This is a genomic window from Paenibacillus pedocola (assembly GCF_031599675.1).
GTDB lineage: Bacteria > Bacillota > Bacilli > Paenibacillales > Paenibacillaceae > Paenibacillus_AQ > Paenibacillus_AQ pedocola.
Window position 1 is genome coordinate 1,885,296 of record NZ_CP134223.1, and the last position, 20,250, is coordinate 1,905,545.

Annotated in this window: 14 protein-coding genes; 10 read left to right on the forward strand and 4 right to left on the reverse strand. The window is 51.7% G+C overall.

Annotation, left to right across the window (positions count from 1 at the left end; all coding sequences use genetic code 11):
• Positions 1-13 precede the first annotated feature (13 nt).
• The 5 genes from QU597_RS08140 to QU597_RS08160 all read left to right on the forward strand — a co-directional run bounded on the left by QU597_RS08140 (position 14) and on the right by QU597_RS08160 (position 7,433).
• Complete coding sequence (locus QU597_RS08140) at positions 14-1,393, forward strand: ABC transporter substrate-binding protein (RefSeq protein ID WP_310832181.1); 1,380 nt, start codon at positions 14-16, stop codon at positions 1,391-1,393.
• A 97-nt stretch (positions 1,394-1,490) separates the two neighbouring features.
• The gene (locus tag QU597_RS08145) at positions 1,491-2,393 is read left to right on the forward strand and encodes a carbohydrate ABC transporter permease (protein ID WP_310832182.1); all 903 of its coding nucleotides are present in this window, start codon (positions 1,491-1,493) and stop codon (positions 2,391-2,393) included.
• A 13-nt stretch (positions 2,394-2,406) separates the two neighbouring features.
• Entirely contained in the window at positions 2,407-3,243 is an 837-nt protein-coding gene (locus QU597_RS08150; RefSeq protein WP_310832183.1) for a carbohydrate ABC transporter permease, read from the forward strand.
• Positions 3,244-3,341: 98 nt separating this feature from the next.
• The gene (locus QU597_RS08155; RefSeq protein WP_310832184.1) at positions 3,342-4,346 is read left to right on the forward strand and encodes a glycoside hydrolase family 130 protein; all 1,005 of its coding nucleotides are present in this window, start codon (positions 3,342-3,344) and stop codon (positions 4,344-4,346) included.
• 6 nt (positions 4,347-4,352) lie between these two features.
• Positions 4,353-7,433, forward strand: coding sequence for a glycosyl hydrolase (locus tag QU597_RS08160; RefSeq protein ID WP_310832185.1), 3,081 nt, complete (start codon positions 4,353-4,355; stop codon positions 7,431-7,433).
• A 32-nt stretch (positions 7,434-7,465) separates the two neighbouring features.
• Here the strand turns inward: QU597_RS08160 and QU597_RS08165 are convergent, their stop codons facing one another.
• Positions 7,466-8,296, reverse strand: a complete 831-nt coding sequence (locus tag QU597_RS08165) for a helix-turn-helix domain-containing protein (protein ID WP_310832186.1) — start codon at positions 8,294-8,296, stop codon at positions 7,466-7,468.
• Positions 8,297-8,438: 142 nt separating this feature from the next.
• Between QU597_RS08165 and QU597_RS08170 the strand changes: the two genes are divergently transcribed.
• On the forward strand, positions 8,439-9,725 hold the full coding sequence (locus QU597_RS08170; protein WP_310832187.1) for a Gfo/Idh/MocA family protein: 1,287 nt from the start codon (positions 8,439-8,441) through the stop codon (positions 9,723-9,725).
• A gap of 267 nt (positions 9,726-9,992) precedes the next feature.
• Positions 9,993-15,788 (forward strand): S-layer homology domain-containing protein, encoded by a 5,796-nt coding sequence (locus QU597_RS08175; protein WP_310832188.1) that lies wholly within the window; start codon positions 9,993-9,995, stop codon positions 15,786-15,788.
• Positions 15,789-15,869: 81 nt separating this feature from the next.
• Here QU597_RS08175 and QU597_RS08180 read toward each other — a convergent pair whose 3' ends face one another.
• Both QU597_RS08180 and QU597_RS08185 read right to left on the reverse strand, forming a co-directional pair.
• On the reverse strand, positions 15,870-16,682 hold the full coding sequence (locus QU597_RS08180) for an ABC transporter permease subunit (RefSeq protein ID WP_310832189.1): 813 nt from the start codon (positions 16,680-16,682) through the stop codon (positions 15,870-15,872).
• The gene (locus tag QU597_RS08185; protein ID WP_310832190.1) at positions 16,679-17,566 is read right to left on the reverse strand and encodes an ABC transporter ATP-binding protein; all 888 of its coding nucleotides are present in this window, start codon (positions 17,564-17,566) and stop codon (positions 16,679-16,681) included. Before QU597_RS08185 ends, QU597_RS08180 begins: the two co-directional genes overlap by 4 nt.
• A 189-nt stretch (positions 17,567-17,755) precedes the next feature.
• Between QU597_RS08185 and QU597_RS08190 the strand changes: the two genes are divergently transcribed.
• Positions 17,756-18,334 (forward strand): TetR/AcrR family transcriptional regulator, encoded by a 579-nt coding sequence (locus tag QU597_RS08190; protein WP_310832191.1) that lies wholly within the window; start codon positions 17,756-17,758, stop codon positions 18,332-18,334.
• A 164-nt stretch (positions 18,335-18,498) separates the two neighbouring features.
• Here the strand turns inward: QU597_RS08190 and QU597_RS08195 are convergent, their stop codons facing one another.
• Entirely contained in the window at positions 18,499-18,954 is a 456-nt protein-coding gene (locus QU597_RS08195) for a CBS domain-containing protein (RefSeq protein ID WP_310832192.1), read from the reverse strand.
• Between the two features lie 172 nt (positions 18,955-19,126).
• Here QU597_RS08195 and QU597_RS08200 point away from each other — a divergent pair, with 172 nt between their 5' ends.
• Both QU597_RS08200 and QU597_RS08205 read left to right on the forward strand, forming a co-directional pair.
• Positions 19,127-19,558, forward strand: coding sequence for a MarR family winged helix-turn-helix transcriptional regulator (locus QU597_RS08200; protein ID WP_310832194.1), 432 nt, complete (start codon positions 19,127-19,129; stop codon positions 19,556-19,558).
• Positions 19,559-19,594: 36 nt separating this feature from the next.
• Positions 19,595-20,113, forward strand: a complete 519-nt coding sequence (locus tag QU597_RS08205; RefSeq protein ID WP_310832195.1) for a MarR family winged helix-turn-helix transcriptional regulator — start codon at positions 19,595-19,597, stop codon at positions 20,111-20,113.
• Positions 20,114-20,250 lie beyond the last annotated feature (137 nt).

Genomic DNA, 20,250 nt, shown 5'->3' on the forward strand with positions numbered 1-20,250 from the left:
AGGGGGTTAACTAATGAAAAAACAACTGCTTCTCGCTTCGCTCAGCGCGGTGCTGGCCTTCGGCCTGGCTGCTTGCGGTAACTCTAATAACGCAGAGAATTCCGGGGAGGTATCTGGATCGGGAAATGTGCCGGGTGAAAAGACGAAAATCAGCTATTGGACGGGTGACCGCCATGATGCCGACTTTGTGAAGGAGAAGGTTGCCGAGTTCAACAAAACGAACACCGACGGCATTGAGGTTGAGCTGGTCGTGAAGGGTGATGATTTCGATACGGCGCTGGACCTGTCCTTCCAGACCGCAGACGCGCCGGACGTGATCCGGGTGAAGGAGAATACCATCGGTACTTTTTATAAAAAAGAATATCTCGCACCGATCGACGAATATTTGTCAGATGAAATGAAAGCGGAATTTCCGGAGATGGCTAATCTGAACACCTTTGACGGCAAACGCTACAGCTTGCCAAACTACGGAACAACCATGCGCCTGGTTTACAACAAGGACCTGTTTGCCAAAGCGGGGATTGCCAATCCGCCAACGACCTTACAGGAACTGGTGGACACTGCCAAAAAGCTGACCGAAGCGGGGAAAGCGGACGGCGCCTACGGTTTCGCCCAGAACTTCAAAAACCCGCCCAGTGCACTTGGTCGGTCGGCCCGTGTCATTGCTGAGATGAGCGGCTTCGGCGGCTTCGGCTATGACTTCAAAACTGCCCGTTACGACTTCAGCGGCTTTAAGCCGATTATTGAGGCGTTCAAGCAGATCAAGGATGACGGCAGCATGCTGCCGGGTGTGGAATCGCTGGACATCGATCCGCTGCGGGCACAGTTTGCTGAAGGCAAAATCGGGATGTATCTGAGCTTCTCTTCGGAACCCGGGGTATACAGCACCCAATTCCCGGCCAAAATCGACTGGGCCGCAGCGCCTGCTCCGACAATTGACGGCAAAGCCAAAGGAGCTTCCGGTTTCCTCGGCGGTCAATGGCTGGCACTGAGCTCCAAGTCAAAGCATAAGGACGCTGCTTGGAAGTTCATGGAATACATGTACAGTGATCCGATACTAACTTCTTATCAGGAAAACGGGTATGGCATCTCGATGGTTCCATCCATTAGCGCCGCTGCCAAAACTCCGGAAGTGAACGGAATCGAAGGCTTCCTGCCGAACCAGTATGACGGGGTATGGCCTGTATATCCGACAGTGGCGCCTGAGGGTATGAAATCGGATGACGCCTTCTTCAAATACATGCTGAACGGCGGAGATCTGGATGCCACTATTGCCGATCTGAACAAACGCTACAACGCGGCACTGGATGATGCGATTAAGAATGACGGATTAAAGGCGGAGCCGGATCCTGGCTTTGATCCTGCGGCGCTTGCCGGTAAATTTGCCAAATAATTCTCTCTGAGGCACTTAAAGAGAAATATAAGGAGGGGGAGTCATCCCCCATCCTTATTCATTGTCAGTCAACAGGAAAGGAGCCGCTAAAGAACCCATGAACAAAACCAAGAATGCCGCCTTTGCCTACAGCTATTTACTGCCGAGCGCAATTCTAACGCTGGTGCTGGGAATTTACCCGATTGCCTGGGCATTCCGCTATATGTTCTACAATTATAAGGGCTACGGGGCGGCACGGTTCACCGGCCTCGATAATTTCACCCGGATTATGCACGATACCCAGTTTTGGGACTCTGTCGTCAACACCTTTGTTTATGCCGGAGGCAAGCTGCTGCTCTCCATCCCGCTGTCGCTGCTGCTGGCGGCGATTCTGAACCGCCGGATCAAGGGGAGACAACTTCTCCGCGCCGTCTTTTTTATGCCGACAGTAATCAGTACTGCCGTTATGGCTGTGGTTTTTTTCACGATCTTCAATTCATACAACGGAATTCTGAACCAGTTCCTGATCAAATTTAACATGTCATCCTCCGGCATCGACTGGCTGGGTCCGAAGCACGCCATGCTTACAGTGATTCTTGTGGCGGTATGGGGAGCGGTCGGCAACTATATGCTGCTGTTTCTGGCCGGACTGCAGAATATCCCTGAGGATGTTTACGAGAGCTCCTCTCTGGATGGGGCCAATAAAATACAGCAGTTCCGCTTCATAACGCTCCCCATGCTGGGACCTGTGCTGCAAATGGTCATTATGCTGGCAATCATCAATGCATTGAAAGGGTATGAGAGCATTATGGTCCTGACGGAAGGCGGTCCTGCCGGCAAAACGGAAGTGATGTTCCTGTATTTGTATAAGTTATTCTTTCCTGTCGGCGGCAGTTCTGCCTCAACCCAGGTGCAGGAGTTTGGATATGGCAGTGCGGTCGCGTTCGTTTCTGCGCTTATCGTGGGGATGATTTCCGTGATCTATTTCTATGCCTCCAGACGGATGAATCGGATCGATTGAGGAGAGATGTGATATGAGAACCAAAGAAATAACGGGTAAGACCGTATTATGGATTTTTTTGCTGGCATTTGCCTTCGTTACCTTGATTCCTGTAGTGATTACCATTCTGGGATCCTTCAAAACAAACATGGAACTGACTTCCGGCGCAACCTTCCTGCCGGGCAAATGGCAATTTTCCAACTATGGCGAAGCCTGGGATAAAGCCAACTTTTCCACGTATACCCTTAACAGTCTGATCGTCTCGCTGTCTACGGTAGCCGGTACGCTGCTGGTGGCCTCTATGGCTGCTTATGTAGTAGACCGGATGGACTTTTTTGGAAAAAAAATCTATATCGGCATCCAGTCCTTCACCATGTTCGTCGCTGTGGGGGCGGTGGTGCTGCGTCCGCAGTTCGATCTGATGGTCAAGCTGCATCTGCACAGCTCATTATGGGGTGTCATTCTAATTCTGATCTCTGCGCATGCTTCGATTTTCTTTATCCTGCTGAGCTTCATGAAGGGCATCCCGCGGGAGCTGGACGAAGCCGCAAGGATCGACGGAAGCTCACTGGGCCGCACCTTTTGGACAATTATCCTGCCGCTGCTCGGTCCAGGCCTTGGCGTTGGGGCGCTGTTCACCTTCCGCGGTGCATGGAATGAATATCTGCTGCCGCTCGTATTCACCATGACGAAGCCGGAGCTGCAGACGCTGACGGTGGGTCTGGCGAATCTGAAATACGGCATATCCGCAGCCTCTCAGACCCACTATATGATGGCCGGGGCCTGCTTGTCGATTCTTCCGATCCTCGTAGCTTATGTATTTGCCAATAAATCCTTTATGCAGATGACGGCGGGTTCCCTGAAGGGATAGACTCCTGCTGACATTGGCTATGTCATGACTAAACTGCGTATAACAATGACAATACGAATGTGTATATATTACTAGCAACAACCAGGAGGTTTTTCACAATGACAGTTCAGGTTCCCGCCATTCTTACTTCCAGTCCGCTGATTCACCGTTATCACGGCAATCCGGTACTGGATGCGTCTATGGTTCCTTATCCGACAGCACTAGTGTTTAACGCGGGTGTGACTAAATTTCGCGGCAAATATGTGATGGTGTTCCGCAACGACTACGGCTCCCTTGCTGAACAGACCATTGAGCCCCATCATACGACTGATCTGGGAATTGCCTTCAGCGATGACGGCATCCACTGGGAGGCCAGTCCGAAGAAATGCTTCAAGCTGCATGACGAAGAGATTATCCGCGCCTACGACCCGCGCCTGACGGTGATCGGGGATCGCTGCTATATGTGCTTTGCGGTCGATACCAAGCATGGCATCCGGGGCGGGATAGCGGTGACCGATGATTTTGAGGAGTTTGAAATTCTCAGCCTGTCGTCGCCTGATCTGCGCAACATGGTGCTGTTTCCGGAGAAAATAGGAGGCAACTACGTCCGCCTGGAACGTCCGTTTACCGTGTACAGCCGGGGCGGAAAGGACCGCTTCGACACCTGGATTTCCGAATCCCCGGATTTGAAATATTGGGGCAACTCCGATTTGCTGTTCGCTGTGGAGCATGTGCCGTTTGCCAATGATAAGGTGGGACCGGCGGCGCCCCCGGTGAAGACGGATCGTGGCTGGTTGACCACCTTCCATGCGGTAGATATTGATCCGGCGCGCGGTAAGCACGGCTGGGAGCCTTCGTGGAAAAAGCGGTATACCGCAGGCATTATGCTGCTGGATCTGGAGAACCCGAAGAAGATTATCGGGATGTGCAGGGAGCCGCTGCTCGCGCCAGAGGCCAGCTATGAGATTGACGGCGGCTTCCGCAATAATGTCATTTTTCCGGGCGGGATGATTCTGGAGGATGACGGCGAGGTCAAAATCTACTACGGCTCTGCTGATACGATCGAATGTCTGGCGACCGCACATGTGGATGACCTGATCTCCCTTTGTCTGAAAGGAAGATGAAGCAAAATGACTGCGCTATGGAATAAGCTGGTCAGCCCGCCTGCCGAATACCGCTCCGTTCCGCTCTGGTCCTGGAATGACAGGCTGGAGAAGGAGGAGCTGGAGCGGCAGATAGAAGAGATGCACGAAGCGGGCATCGGGGGATTCTTCATGCATGCCCGCGGCGGGCTGCGGACACCGTACATGGGCGGGGAATGGATGGAAGCGATCCGAATTTCGATTGAGAAAAGCCGCGAGCTGGGAATGAACGCCTGGTTCTATGACGAGAACGGCTGGCCCAGCGGTTTCGGGGGCGGAGAGGTCCCGGCCAAGGGGCTGGCTTACCAGCAGAAGCGGCTGGTCTGTGAACAGGCTCCCTTTCAGGGTACGCCCGAACGGACAATTGGCTGGTATGTCTTGGAGGCGGGTAACCGGAGCTACCGGCTGCTGCCTCCAGGTAAGGAAGCGGAGGCTGACCTTAGAATCTGCTATGAGGTCAATCCGTTCTATACGGATACGCTCAGCCGGATGGCAGTAAAAGAATTCATTCACACCACCTACGAGCGTTATTGGGAACAGTTCGGTGAAGATTATGGAGCAGAGCTTCATGGTGTGTTCACAGATGAGCCGCAGTTCGCACGCGGCGGTCTTCCATGGTCCTTCGAGCTGGAGGAGGCGTTTATCTCCCGCAAGGGCTATGATGTGAAGGAGGTGCTTCCTTCTTTGTTATTGGTAACAGAAGGCTGCCATAAAGCCAGATACGATTACTGGGAGACGGTGACCTTCATGTTTACACACGCTTATGCCAAGCAGATCGGGGACTGGTGCGCCGGCAAAGGCTGGTCGGCGACCGGCCATGTCGTTGATGAACAGGAGCTGATGCATCAGGTGACCTCCGTCGGCGATCCAATGGCCTTCTATGAGCATCTGCAGATTCCCGGCTGCGACTGGCTCGGCCGGTTCGTCGGGAGCGATCCGCTGGTGCCGAAGCAGGTCAGCTCGGTCGCCCGCCAGCTTGGCAAGAAGCGGACAATTACCGAGAGCTTTGGCTGCTCCGGGTGGAACGTCAGCTTTGCCGATCTGAAAAGAATCGGTGAATGGCAGTTTGTACATGGCATCAATCTGATGTGCCAGCATCTGCAGGGCTATTCACTGCAAGGACTGCGCAAGCGTGATTATCCGCCGTCCCTGTTCTATCAGCAGCCCTGGTGGGAAGATTATAAGGGCTTCAATGACTACTTCGCCAGGCTGTCCATGCTGCTCTCCGAAGGTGGCAGCCTGGCGGAGGTCTTGCTGATCCATCCGGTGCGGACCGCCTGGACCCTGCAATGCGGCGGGGACATGTCTGCGGTTGTTCCCTATCATGAGTCCTTCGCTCAGCTGACAAGATGGCTGTGCCAAGGCCTGATCGAGCATGATTACGGCAGTGAGAGTGTCATCGCCGGGCATGGGCGGGTCAGCGGCGGAAGCTTTATTGTCGGTGAAGCGAAATACCGTGTGGTCATTGTTCCGCCGTGTCTGACGCTGGATGAAGTTACAGTACAGCTTCTGGCCCAGTTCACTGCGGAGGGCGGCACGCTGATCGCTTTTGAGAATTATCCTGTGCTGATAAGCGGAAAGGAAGACAACGGGTTCGCGGACATTATGGCTGATGCAATCCTGCCGGATTGGAGCTGCGGGGCGGTGGTAGAGGCGGTATCGGGAGCCTCCGCGCCATTCATCCGGATCACGGATATAGACGGGGGGCGGGTTGCTGCGGATACCCTCAATGTGCGGACTATGGAGCTGGAGGGCTCACGTCTTTATTTCGTGGTGAATTCAGGGACGGATCACTATCCGCAGCTGCACGTTGAACTGTTCAGCCAGGGTGTAGTCTCCCTGATCAATCTGGAAACCGGAGAGATCGGTCCGGTTCGGCAGGAAACGCATCAGAAGAGCGTTGTCCTGCGCCTGCCGCTGCATCCCGGGCAATCCCTGATGCTCAAGCTTGATTCGCCGGCAGCTTCAACGGCAGAAGCTGTGAATGAACATCAGGCACCGGCGGATAAAAGAGAAGAAATTAGACCGGAGGAGGCTTATACTGTTGCGGAGCTTGGTCCTCTGTGGGAAGTCTCTAGTGTCGGCCTTAACAGCATAACCTTGGATAATGCCCGTCTGCGGATAGAGGGCGGGGAGTGGTCAGCACCTCAGCCGGTAATTTTTATCCAGGAGCAGCTGCTGGCTTATGGACGGCCCGTAGAGCTGGAGCTGGAATTTGATTTTGAGGTATCTTTTGATCCGCTGCGTCAGCGGGAGCTGTATCTGGTGCTGGAGCAGCCGGAGGGATACGGGATCTTCCTGAACGGTATTCCTGTATCCCTTGAGTACTGCGGCTGGTGGAGGGATATCTCCATGCGCAAGATTGACATTCAAGGAAGGGCTGTATCCGGCTTGAATACAATTCTATTGAAAACGGAGTTCCGCCCTTCGCCTGAGCTTTATGCAAGGCTGGAACGGGCCAAACAGTTTGAAGCGGAAGGCAACAAGCTTACCTTCGAACAGGAGATCGAAAGCATCTATGTGCTCGGTTCCTTCGGAGTTGAATCTGCAGCGGACTTTGAAGAAGCTGAGCGCCGGGCTGTCTGGACTTCAGGACCTTTTACCCTGACAGAAGTCCCCGGGCTGGTAACTTCAGGCGATCTCACGCGGCAGGGCTTTCCGTTTTTCGCCGGAAGCATCCATTTGCGCCAGTCACTTGAAATCGCGGCAGAGTCTATCTCTGAGGCTAAATGGTCATTTCAGGCTCCGCCGGATTCAATCGTCAGCAAGCTGCTCATTAACGGCATCTGTGTACGAACCTTCCTGTGGGAGCCGTATGAAGCGGATATTGCACCGTATCTTCACTCCGGCTGTAATGACATAGAGCTGATACTGACAGGCAGCTGCCGCAATCTGCTGGGGCCACATCACCATATCAAAGGCGAAGTGTATAAGGTGGGTCCGGACAGCTACAAGGACAAACCGGGCTGGACGGATAAGGATTTAGCGCCGGACACACATGTATACCAGGACCTTTATGCCTTTGTCCGTTTTGGACTGGCGGCTGCCCCGCAGATATTCATAAGATGATTACAGAAGGATCTCCTAGCGGGGATCCTTTTTCAGCGGTTCTGCTTGCGGTATTGCAAGGGAGAACGTTTGGCAATGCCCTTGAAGACTCGGCCGAAGTGGGCAATGCTGTCAAACCCGGTATCCTCTGCGATCCGCGTGACTGAATCACTGCTCTCCCGTAGCCGCCGCTGCGCTTCCTGGACACGGATCGTGTTCAGATATTCCACGATGGTGAAGCCGGTTGTCTGTTTGAACAGGCGGCAGAGATAAGGAATGCTGATGTAAAACCGTTCTGACAGTTCCTCTAGGGTTACTGTCCGGCGATAATGGGCCTGCAGGTATTCAATAATGTCATAAACTTTCCGCTGCTTCTCATTATTGGCCGGAGCGATGGCTGCCCGGGCACTCTCGCGGATTCTATTCATTTGAATTAACATTTGCACCAGCAGGCTCTGCAAGTAGGGAAGCTGCTGGGTACATTGCTCCTGCTGCTCTTTCAGCATGGCAAACAGGATATTCTCGATTCTGCCCTGTTCATGGACATCCGGGCGGAGCAGCAGGCATTGTTCACTGAAGAAGGGGAAGGCCAGCTCCATGCCGCCGGGCATCCCCTGAAGAAATTCCTGGCGGAAATTGATCAGGATACGCTCATGCCGGACAGTGCCTTTGGCCATCGTTCGGTGAAGCTCATTACGGTTAATGAAGATCAGATCGCCTTGGCGCAGGGCGTAGACCAGGTTATTGATATAGTAGTTTCGTTCTCCGGCCAGCAGATAATAAATTTCATAGGTATCGTGAAAATGGTCGGTGTCCATGCTGAAGGCGCCGGCTCTTTTGATTTGCTCCACATAAAACTGGAATTCCTGCTTCTCTTCCTGCACACTCTTTTGCTCCTTTCGATTAGGATAATATATGCATAATTTGGCTGGTTTTCAGCAAGAATCGTTTAGAAAAGGATGTATCTTATACTATACAATATACCTAGTAAACGCATTCAAAACAATAAGCGATGGAGTGATTGGAATGGGCAAGCGTAAATATGCATTTGTTGGTACCGGCGGCCGCGCCGAGTTTTTTTATGGAGAGATTACACGCCATTATCTTGAAACCTCGGAGATCGTCGGCTTCTGCGATGTCAACGGTGCGAGAATGGCCTATGCCAATACGCTGCTGGAAGAGAAATACGGCTATCATGCGGTTCCGGTCTACAAGGCGCATGAGTTTGACACTATGATCGCTGAGACCCAGCCGGATACAGTCATCGTCACCAGCATTGACCGTACACATCACCGCTATATTATCCGGGCGATGGAGCTGGGCTGCGACGTGATCTCCGAGAAGCCGATGACTACAGACGAAGAGAAGTGTAAGGAGATTCTTGATGCCGTAGAGCGCACCGGGAAGAAGCTGCGGGTCACCTTCAACTACCGCTATGCACCGCATAACACCAAAATCCGCGAGCTCCTGATGGATGGGGCGATCGGCGAGGTGCTCTCCGTTAACTTCGAATGGCTGCTCAATACGCAGCACGGGGCAGATTATTTCCGCAGATGGCACCGCGATAAGCGCAACAGCGGAGGGCTGCTGGTCCACAAATCGACGCATCATTTCGACCTGATGAATTTCTGGCTGGGCTCGCAGCCGGACACGGTGTTTGCGATGGGCGATCTGCGCTTTTACGGCCGGGAGAATGCTGAGAAGCGCGGTGTTACTGAATTTTATCAGCGTGTACACGGAAGTGCTGCGGCAGAGAATGATCCGTTTGCTCTGCATTTGAAGGACAATGAGCAGCTGAAGCGGATGTATCTGGACACCGAGCATGAGGACGGATATCTGCGTGACCAGAGTGTATTCGGCGACAATATAAGCATTGAGGACACGATGGGCGTCATGGTCAAATACAAGAACAAAGCAATTATGAACTATTCACTCAATGCATATCTGCCTTGGGAGGGCTTTAATGTTGTGTTTAACGGCACTAGGGGACGTATGGAAGTAAAGGTCATTGAGCAGTCCTATGTTAATGCCGGTGGCGGCAAGGAGCAGGAGGGGGCGGTAAAAGACAAACAGATTACGGTGTATCCGCAGTTTGCTGCGCCGTACGAGGTGGAGATTGAAGAAGGCGCCGGCGGACACGGAGGCGGTGATCCGGTGATGCTGCGGGATATTTTTGAGCGCCCGGCCGATGACCGTTTCCACCGGGCAGCTTCCCATATTGACGGTGCCTGGTCGATTATGACCGGCATCGCCGCCAACCGTTCGATCGCAACCGGCCTGCCGGTGAAGGTTGACCAGCTGATAAAGCTGTAGAATAGAAGCTGTTACAACAAAAGTTTCCACCTGCTAATGAACCTAAGTCATTCATACTTTAAATAATAAGGGCCGGTCCGGGCAGTCATTTTATGACTATGTCGGACGGCTCTTATTGTTTTTTTAACGGATCTTTTTGTAGAGATAGGACCTATTACATAGCAATTTGTCGATATTTGTTAAGAGATTGTTTAGAGCTACCTGTTAATATGTTTTTCAGGCATGAAAATAGGTAATTAGTATTAATTGATCAGGAGGAAAAGTAGGATGAAGAAAAAGCGTCTTTTTTCAGCGGTCTTATCACTTGTCACAACCGTCAGCCTGAGTCTGGGCTCTTTCGCAGGTGCCGGAGTAGTCAGCGCACAGTCGGACTCGAGTGCGTACGGTGAGGTTCTGGTCAGCGATACCAGTAACTCTGACTGGACGATAGCCCCAGGCAATACCTCAAGAAATCTGGCTGTGTCGCCGGACGGGTCTATTTATGCCGTATATAACGGCGGTGATGAAATCCGTGTTGCCAAGAGCACAGACAACGGCAAGACGTTCCAGCCCAGCGTTCTGGCAGCCACAGGCAGCTTTGAGCCGGAAATCGCCGTATCCTCGTCAGGGACGGTATATGTTGTAGGCATAAATGAAAGTGCTGGTGTGCTGGTTAAAAGCACCGATGGCGGTAAAACCTTCAGCGATCCAATCGCGGTTGGCGCGTTTTTAGGTACCTCTGCACATATGGCTGTAGATGGAAGTTATATTTATGTAACGTCCCCTTCAGGCAGCACTCTTTATTACAGCAGCAATGAGGGGACAACCTTCAACAATTATGATTTTAACGAATCCTATGTGTTTACCGATCTGCACGTTGATCCGCAGACTGGAAATTTGATTGTACAGAAGGATAATCCTTCCCTTAAATATTATGTCAGCAAGGATCATGGGCAAAGCTTTGGAACGCCTGTAATTCCGGAGAAAAATGTATTCTTTTCTGTTGGGGCATTATCCGCCGGCAGCAAGGGCCAGTATCTGTTTGTAGCGGGTTCTGATTCCAATATGGTCCGCATGAATATCGGGGACGGAACCGTGACTGATCTAATGGGTGGAAATAATATGAGCTCACAGGGACGTTCGCTGAGCGCGGACAGTTACGGCAATGTCGTGACCGGATTCAGCAACGGTTCCTCCGTGTTCTTCAGCGTCAGCCAGGATCTGGGTGCAAACCTGTCCTCCCCTGTTGAAGTCGCGGCTACAAGCATTGCCAATGCAGCGATTAATACCACAAACGGAGATATTATGTACCTGTATGAAAAAAGCGGAAAAATTTATTTGAAGGTGTATCAGGGACTTCTGAGCGGATACAAATTGTATCTCTCCAATACGAATCTGTACTTCAACTATCCAACGCAGAAGAAAGTATCCGTTACAGTAACCAATACCTCGGATGCTCCGCTCAAAATTGGTGAAGTGTTGATTAACGGTGATTTTAAAATCACAGACAATACGGTTCCTCCCGAGCTTGCTCCAGGGGAGAGCGGAATTATTGAAGTCCAGTACTCCCCGCAGGGAGCAGGTTCCTCTAACGGAGCACTGACGCTGAAAGTAGACGGTGAACCAGACCGGGTGGTTCTGTTGAGCGGGATTAGCGAAGCAGCGGCAGGAAGCTCAGCGCCGCAAGTAGAAGATGTAACAGCCAATTCTACAACGGATATTGTGACTGTTAAGAAGGTACCAGCCGGCACCAAGGTAACTGTCTACGCAGCCGATGGCGTGACCGTGCTGGGAACAGCCACGAATGAAGCGGGAACAGCTGGGGAAGTGGCAATAGCAATTCCTGCAGGGTTAACGGCCGGAGATACCGTCAAAGTCAGCCTGATTGAGCCGGATTTGACGGAGAGTACACTGACGGATATCACTGCACACAATGAAGTAACAAGTGCACCCGCAGCGGCGGATGTTACTGCAAATGCTACAACGGATACTGTGACTGTAAAGAAGGTACCAGCCGGTGCCGAGGTTACTGTCTACGCAGCCGATGGCGTTACCGTGCTGGGAACGGCCAAGAATGAAGCAGGAACATCCGGGGAAGTAACCGTATCGGTTCCGGCAGGATTACAATCCGGGGATGTAATCAAAGTTAGCCTGACCGAACCGGAAAAGACGGAGAGTCCGCTGACGGACATCACTGCGCATAGTGAAGTAACAAGTGCACCCGCAGCGGCGGATGTTACTGCCAATGCTACAAAGGATACTGTGACTGTGACAAAGGTACCAGCCGGTGCCGAGGTTACTGTCTACGCAACCGATGGTGTTACCGTGCTGGGAACGGCCAAGAATGAAGCGGAAACATCCGGGGAAGTAACTGTGCCGGTTTCGGCAGGATTACAATCCGGGGATGTGATCAAAGTCAGCCTGACCGAACCGGAAAAGTCGGGGAGTCCGCTGACAGACATCACTGCTCATAGTGAAGTAACAAGTGTACCCGCAGCGGCGGATATGACCGCCAATGCTACAAAGGATACTGTGACTGTGACGAAGGTACCAGCCGGTGCCAAGGTTACTGTCTACGCAGCCGATGGTGTTACCGTGCTGGGAACGGCCAAGAATGAGGCGGAAACATCCGGGGAAGTAACCGTGCCGGTTCCGGCAGGATTAAAATCCGGGGATGTAATCAAAATAAGCCTGACCGAACGGGAAATGTCGGAGAGTCCGTTGACGGACATCACTGCGCACAATGAAGTAACCAGTGCACCCGCAGCGGTAGGAATTACTGCCAATGCTACAAAGGATGCTGTAACTGTGACGAAGGTACCAGCCGGTGCCGAGGTTACTGTCTACGCAGCCGATGGTGTTACCGTGCTGGGAACGGCCAAGAATGAGGCGGAAACATCCGGGGAAGTAACCGTGCCGGTACAGGCAGGATTACAATCCGGGGATGTGGTCAAAGTCAGTCTGACCGAACGGGAAATGTCGGAGAGTCCGCTGACGGACATCACTGCTCATAGTGAAGTAACAAGTGCACCCGCAACGGCGGATGTTACTGCAAATGCTACAACGGATACTGTGACTGTAAAGAAGGTACCAGCCGGTGCCGAGATTACTGTCTACGCAGCCGATGGCGTGACCGTGCTGGGAACAGCCAAGAATGAAACGGAAACATCCGGGGAAGTAACCGTATCGGTTCCGGCAGGATTACAATCCGGGGATGTAATCAAAGTTAGCCTGACCGAACCGGAAAAGACGGAGAGTCCGCTGACGGACATCACTGCGCATAGTGAAGTAACAAGTGCACCCGCAGCGGCGGATATGACCGCCAATGCTACAACGGATACTGTGACTGTAAAGAAGGTACCAGCCGGCACCAAGGTAACTGTCTACGCAGCCGATGGCGTGACCATGCTGGGAACAACCACGAATGAAGCGGGAACAGCTGGGGAAGTGGCAATAGCAATTCCTGCAGGGTTAACGGCCGGGGATGTAATCAAAGTCAGCCTGACTGAGCCGGAATTGACGGAGAGTACACTGACGGACATCACTGCGCATAGTGAAGTAACAAGCACACCGGCAGCGGCGGATATTACCGCCAATGCAACTTCATCTACTGTCACTGTGAAGAATGTGCCGGTGGGCGCTACAGTTACAGTCTACGGGGAAGACGGACTTAATGTACTGGGAACTGCAGTTAATGAGAGCGGAAGCCCGGCTGAACTGATAATTACGATAGCTTCCGGACTAGCTGACGGTCAGATTCTAAAGGTCGGGACATGGGAGCTTGGCAAGGATCCAAGCCCGCTCACCGAGATTCCTGCAGCCTATGAGCCTACTCAGGCGCCTGCTGCCGGAAATCTGATTGCTAATGCTACAACTGGTGTTGTTACAGTAAACAACGTTCCAGCCAATGTCACGGCTTCCGTATATGCGGAGGATGGGACTACGCTGCTGGGTACAAGCTTCAATGATACCGGAGCTCTGGCTGAATTCCATTTCGCCGTGAAGGGTCTGGAGCCGGGGCAGATCGTGAAGATCAGTTTCACGGAAACGAACAAAGCACAAAGCGCCAAGGTAGAAGTTGCCGCTGTCTATGAGCAGTCTGCTCAGCCGCTGGCAGGCAACATTGTAATCAGTGCTGCACAAGGCAAGTTCACTGTGAACCAGGTGCCGGCCGGAGCTGTTGTTTCCATCTACAGCAAGGAAGGCAAGCTGCTTGCCAGTGCAACCAATACCGGGGCAGTGGCCGGACCGCTGACCTTTACAGAAATAGCGCTGACTGAAGGAGATACTCTAACTGTAACTCTTACAGAGAAGTTGAAGACAGAAAGTGCACCACTAAGTGTTACCGTAGCGATCAAGTCAGCGGACGTGGTGAATGAAGCTTCCAAAACACTTCAAATCGGCTACGCCGCAGGCGAAACCTGGGAGAATGTTCTGACTTCACTGTCCCTGCCATCTACCGGAGGCTTCGGTACACAGGTCAGCTGGACTTCCAGTAAGCCGCAGGTTATTGAGATTCCGGCAGCAACGGACAGCAGCATCAATGCCGTTGTATACCGCAGTGCCCAGGATGAGGCAGTAGTTCTCAGCGCGACCGTCAGCCGCGACGGTGAAGCGAAAACCCGTACCTTCCTGGTTGTTGTAACAGCCAGCGGGGCAATCAAGGTCGAGGACACGAGCAATATCCGCAATGTCAAAGTGAAGGATCAGTCGGACAACACAGCACTGGTTCCGGTCAAACGAATCAACGTTACTTCAGCAGATGGTACTAGTTCGAAAATGGATAAGGTAGTATTTGATTCGGCTAAGGCACAAGAGATTGTCACTGCTTCTGTACCTGGCCACAACAATTCATCTACGATCTACATTGATGAGTTGCCGGGCGATACTGCTGATGAAATTGCAGTTGAAATTCCGGCAACAACGCTTGCACTACTCGGTGCGAATAGCTTCAACTTGAATATCCAAAGTGATTATTCGACCATTTCCCTGGATGCAGCTACTCTGCAGTCCATGATGGCGGACAATCTGGATCTGTATTTCCGGATCGTGCCTGCCCGCAATGCAGAAGACTCGAAGAACCAGGTTCCTTCGTCCTATAATAACCAGAACCTGAAGGCGCTCAGCCCGCCGCTGGATATTGAGACCAACTATACCGGCTATAATACACAGCTAATGCTTCCATTTGCCAAAAACGGTGTGGATGTAAGTACCATGAATGCCAGCAGCCTTGCTGTATATATTGTGCACAGCGACGGTACGATTGAGCTGTCCAAAGGCACTGTCGTAAACAACGATAAGAACGAACCATATGGCATCTCGTTTGACATTTCTAAATTTAGCAGCTTTAGTATTGTAGAGACCAGTTCCTCCCTCCCTGGCAGCATCGTCACTGGGCCTGCTACACCTGCTACACCTGCTGCACCTGTAGTAGTACCTAATGGTGCAGGAACAGCAACTGCAACAGATGCAGTCTATTCCCATGCAGCTTATATCAAGGGCTATGAGGATGGCACCTTCAAGCCAAGCCGTGCACTGACACGGGCCGAGCTTGCAGCACTCCTTGCCCGCAACATAGAAATTGATGCAGCAGCATCAGGAGTGAACTTTACAGATGTATCTGCGAAGCACTGGGCAGCAGCTGATATTGCCAAAGTAGCCGCAGCCGGTCTGATGAAGGGCGATCCTGACGGCAGCTTCAATCCGGAACGTGCGGTAACCCGTGCGGAGATGGCAATCCTGAGCGCACGGCTGAAGCAATTGTCCTTTGACGAGAGCAGCACAGCGGTTTCAGCAATTTCCGATGTGAATAAGCACTGGGCGGCAGGAGCTATCGATGCCGTGAAAGCAGCGGGACTGATGACAGGCTTCGCGGACGGCAGCTTTGCTCCGGCCAAGATGCTGAGCCGTGCAGAAGCGGTTACGGTGATTAACCGCCTGTTCGGCAGAGGCCCGCTCAGCGGCGTGACCCGTTCCAGCTTCTCTGATGTTCCGGTTACACATTGGGCATTTGCCGATATCGAAGAAGCCAGCCTTAACCACAAATACACTGTAAAGAACGGCAAGGAAGTTATCGCCGACTAAGCACAAGCAATAACAGCAGAAGCCTGTTTGAATTCCGGGTAGCCCCCGGCTTCAAACAGGCTTCTTTGTGCAAGAATGAAATTATAGCGGCAAATCGCGCCGCCGGAAAATCTGAATGCCTGCGGCGAAGCACAGCAGCCCGGTCAGCAGCAGCCAGAAGGAAATCCAGCCGATATCTGCTGTGCCCTGCACAATCTCGCCGGGACGGTAAAAGCTGAACAGCGTGAAGTAGCGCAGTACATCAAGCTTATCGGTGATTTTGGCAAGGATATCGATCGTGAAGAAGGCGAAGGTGATCCCTCCGGAGATCCCGAGCGCTTTTTTCTCGTCATTGCAGACACAGGAGACCAGAAAGGAAAGGCCGCCAATGGCAAAAAACAGCAGGAAGGCGGCGGTGTTCAACTGGCTGAACCGGGCCATGCCGAATTCATATTCGCTGCCGAGAAACCAGACTTTGCCGGCGAACCCGGCCAGCGTAGTTACAGCCATAATAATGAACAGTGAGGTAACCAGCACGAGCGCCTGCGTAAAAGCGACCTTGCGGCGTGTGGTCGGCGTGGCCAGCAGATAGGCCATGGAGCCGCGGTCGACCAGCCGGGCGATCAGCTGTGTAGACATTTGCACGCAGACAATGGAGAGGATCAGCACCAGAATAAGCCCGTAATACTCACCGGAGATAAAACCCTCCGCACTGGAGAAACCATTGTTCAGCCCAAAGGCATTGCCAACCCCCTCGGGCATTGCTTTGACAAGATCGTTAAGTGCTTCCGTATTGTCCGCCAGCCCCGGATACAGCCAGATCATGAATACAATATAGAAGGCGGAGCCAAAGGCATAATTCATAATACCCTTCAGATTGACCCGCATCATTTCTTTATAGAGTGGAAGATTCACTTCACAGCACCCCCGCGGTCATAATAATTCATGAAAATATCCTCCAGGTTCTGCGTCGTTACATCCAGACTCCGGATCCGGTAACCTGCGATCTCCCGGGTGAACTCATTGTAGTTGCCCTGTATCGCAATCCGCACAAGGTTCCCTTCACGGCTGACCACCTGCAGGCCGGAGGCGGTGAAGCGCTCGGCTTCCTCTCCAGTCTCGAATATAATCTCAAACAGCTTGCGCTGCATCGACTGGAGCTCATGAATATTGTTAATTGCGATAATTTTCCCGTCCTTGATAATGGCCGCCCGGTCACAGGTACGTTCGATCTCCTGAAAGCTGTGGGACGACATCAGGAAGGTGGTGCCTGCGGCTTTTTCCTCCAGTACGAGTTCAATGAAGATCTTCTGCATCAGCGGGTCCAGCCCTGAGGTAGGTTCATCCAGAATGATTACGTCGGGGCTATGCATGAACGCGGCAACAATGCCGACCTTCTGCTTCATGCCTTTAGACATTTTGCGGATTGGAGTGGCGGCATCAAACTGCAGCCGGTCGATCAGCGCATTACGTTTAGCGGTATTCTTCACACCTTGCATGGAGGCCATGAAATCAAGAAAGCCCTTGCCGGTCATGCCGTCAATGAAGTTAATCTCGCCCGGCAGGTATCCGGTGTGCTTCTGTACGGTTCCCTGACCGCTCCAGGCATCCAGCCCGTTAATCGTGACCGAACCCCGGTCCGGTTTCATGAATCCCATAATATGCCGGATGGTGGTCGATTTTCCCGCCCCGTTGGGCCCCAGGAAACCGAACACCTCGCCCCTTGCTACTGTGAATGATACATCTTCAATCCCCCGGCCGTTTGAAAACCGTTTGGTTAAACCCTCTACCTTCAGCATGCTGCACCCCCGTGCGAATAATGAAATATTATTGGTTATATATTTCATATGTTATAATAGTCCCGGGATTACACGAAGTCAATATAATTATGAACTCATATATATATTATATTTCATTATTTTCGTAGCAGTACATTAAAGCGTCAAGTTAGGGTGAAGAATATGAACGGCTTTGAGAAGAGAAGGGCAATGATCAAGGGGCAAATCATGAAGACAACCATGGACATGCTCCAGACCTGGGAACCGAAGCGGCTGCGGATTGCAGACATTGCTAAGGCAGCCGGGGTGTCGCAGGTGACGATATATAATTATTTTGGCAGCAAGGAGGAGCTGATCAAGGAATCGTTCAAGGATTTTGTACAGCGCTCGATTACGGAATTTGAGGCGGAAATGCTCAAGCAGCAATCGCTGAAGGAGCTGATCGGCTACATGGTTTTTAAGGAGAAGGAGACGTACCGCGGACTTGCCCCGGCTGTGATCAAGGAGCTGATGGTGGATGATCCGCAGATGTCTGCCTACATTCAGGAGCAGTATAACAAAAGAATCATTCCGCTGATGGTTAAAATGGTGGAGGACGGCAAGGCGCATGGTGAAATTTCCGGTAAGGTGTCGGTGGAGGCGGTTCTGCTGCTGATTCAGGTGTATATGAAGAGTTCCGGGGAGATGCTGGATGCGGTGGGAAAACATGAAGACAGGGAGCAGATTCTGGAGGAGCTGCTGCATCTGTTCTTTTACGGGCTTTGCGGGCAGGAGCTTCCGAATGGATAGCTAATGGTTTGAATTGAGTAAGCATAAGCTGTCTTCAGATTTCTACCGATTATAGCGGACATAATCAAGAAATCTGAAGACGGGCAGCGGCCGGAAGTCCAAACTTCTCTGTAGTTACGGCCATGCTAAATATAACAATCGCAATTTGTATCTAAATACAATAACTATAACAGCGATTTAAACGAATGGCGGATGACGTCACCCCGGCTGATAATGCCCATGAGGACACGGTTTCGTTCAACAGGTACTTTTTTGATCTGCTTCTTGCCCAGAATGGCGGCAATCCGTTCGATATCCTCGTCCCAGGGAACCGTGATGACTTTCTTTTTGGCGATGGCCATTACATTAAGATTCAGCAGCCGCCGGGTCCGTTCCTCGAATTCATCCTCATCGCCCTTGATCACATTCACTTGAAAAAAAGAGTCGACAATGAGGTCATCATGTTTGCCGATATAGCGCATAATGTCCCCATCGCTTAAATAAGCAACAATTTCATTGCGGTCGTTAATGACCGGCATGCCGCTGATCCGGTGCTCGATGCATTTTTCGATAAAGGTCCGTACAGTGTCATATTCCTTGACCTTATAGACCTGTCTGATCATGAATTCATGCGCTTTCATAAGGTTCCCCCAAGTAAGAATAGACTAGCTTTTGTAAAAATAACTTGTATAATGAAAGTATATACTTGTATTATACAAGTTGCATGTGCGAAGTCAATGACCGCTGCATCTTACAACTAATTTAAGCTGTTATTCATAGAGAAAAGAGTGGAAAGAAAGGTTGCTGCACACCATGGACAAACGCCCGTTAGAAACGATTGAACTGGAGATGGCCATTCTCAGCCGCCGGCTGACTTCGATCAGCACCTACAAAAAATACGGTATCCTGGACCACTCTGCCTATCTGCTGCTGCATCAGATTGCCTCGAACGGCTCCGCCGGGGTGAAGGCGCTGGCCGATGAGTTTCACCTTGATATTTCCACGATCAGCAGGCAGGCCTCGGCACTTGAGCAGAAGGGGTATGTGATCCGTGTACCAGATCCTTTGGACGGCAGGGCCTATTCGCTGCAAATCTCTGAGTTAGGATCGGACATGCTGAAGAAGGACACGGACATACGGCAGGACAAAATCGGACAGCTGCTCGAGGACTGGAGCGAAGAGGAACGCGAACAATTCGGTCAGCTGCTGCAGAAACTGAATGAAGCAATTTTCCGGGTGATGTAATCGTAATTGTCTGACTTTTATAACCGGAGGTGTCTTATGAATCCCCAGGATCTTCAAGAAGAAAAGCTGCTTATCGCATTCGAGAACATCAAACGCCTGGCCACACGCACCAAATGGAATGATTCTATTCCCCATGGGGAATTTCTCATGATGTTCGTCATCCATGTCATGATGAAGAAGGAACGGTTAGAACCGGATGCGCCGGAATACCCGGGGGTGATGGTCTCCAAATTAAGCGAGCTGCTGCAAATCAGCAGACCCACCGCTTCACAGGCTGTCAGCTCTCTGGAAGAGAAGGGTTATGTCGAGCGCGCCATGTCCGAAACAGACCGGCGGGTGATCTATATCAGCCTGACGGAGCAGGGGCGGCTGGTTTTTGAACAAAAAATGGAACGGTATTCCTGTATCCTGAACGAGATTATTGAAAAGGTTGGCCGGGAAGAGGTCGACCAGCTGATTGCCACTTGCGAGCGTCTGCGGACTGTAATGGATGAAGTAAGATTGCGGTTGGCGGATGAGCTTATCCCGGAGCATGAGGCAGCAGTGTCATATTAAGTTTACATTTCGGACTAATGAATAAGATACGGGGATAGACGCTGCTTATACTGGTATAAGCAGCGTCTATTTAACATTTGTACCTGCGTCTGTCTATAATGGCTTCAGAGATCAATTCCGAGTTGTCTCATTGGAAT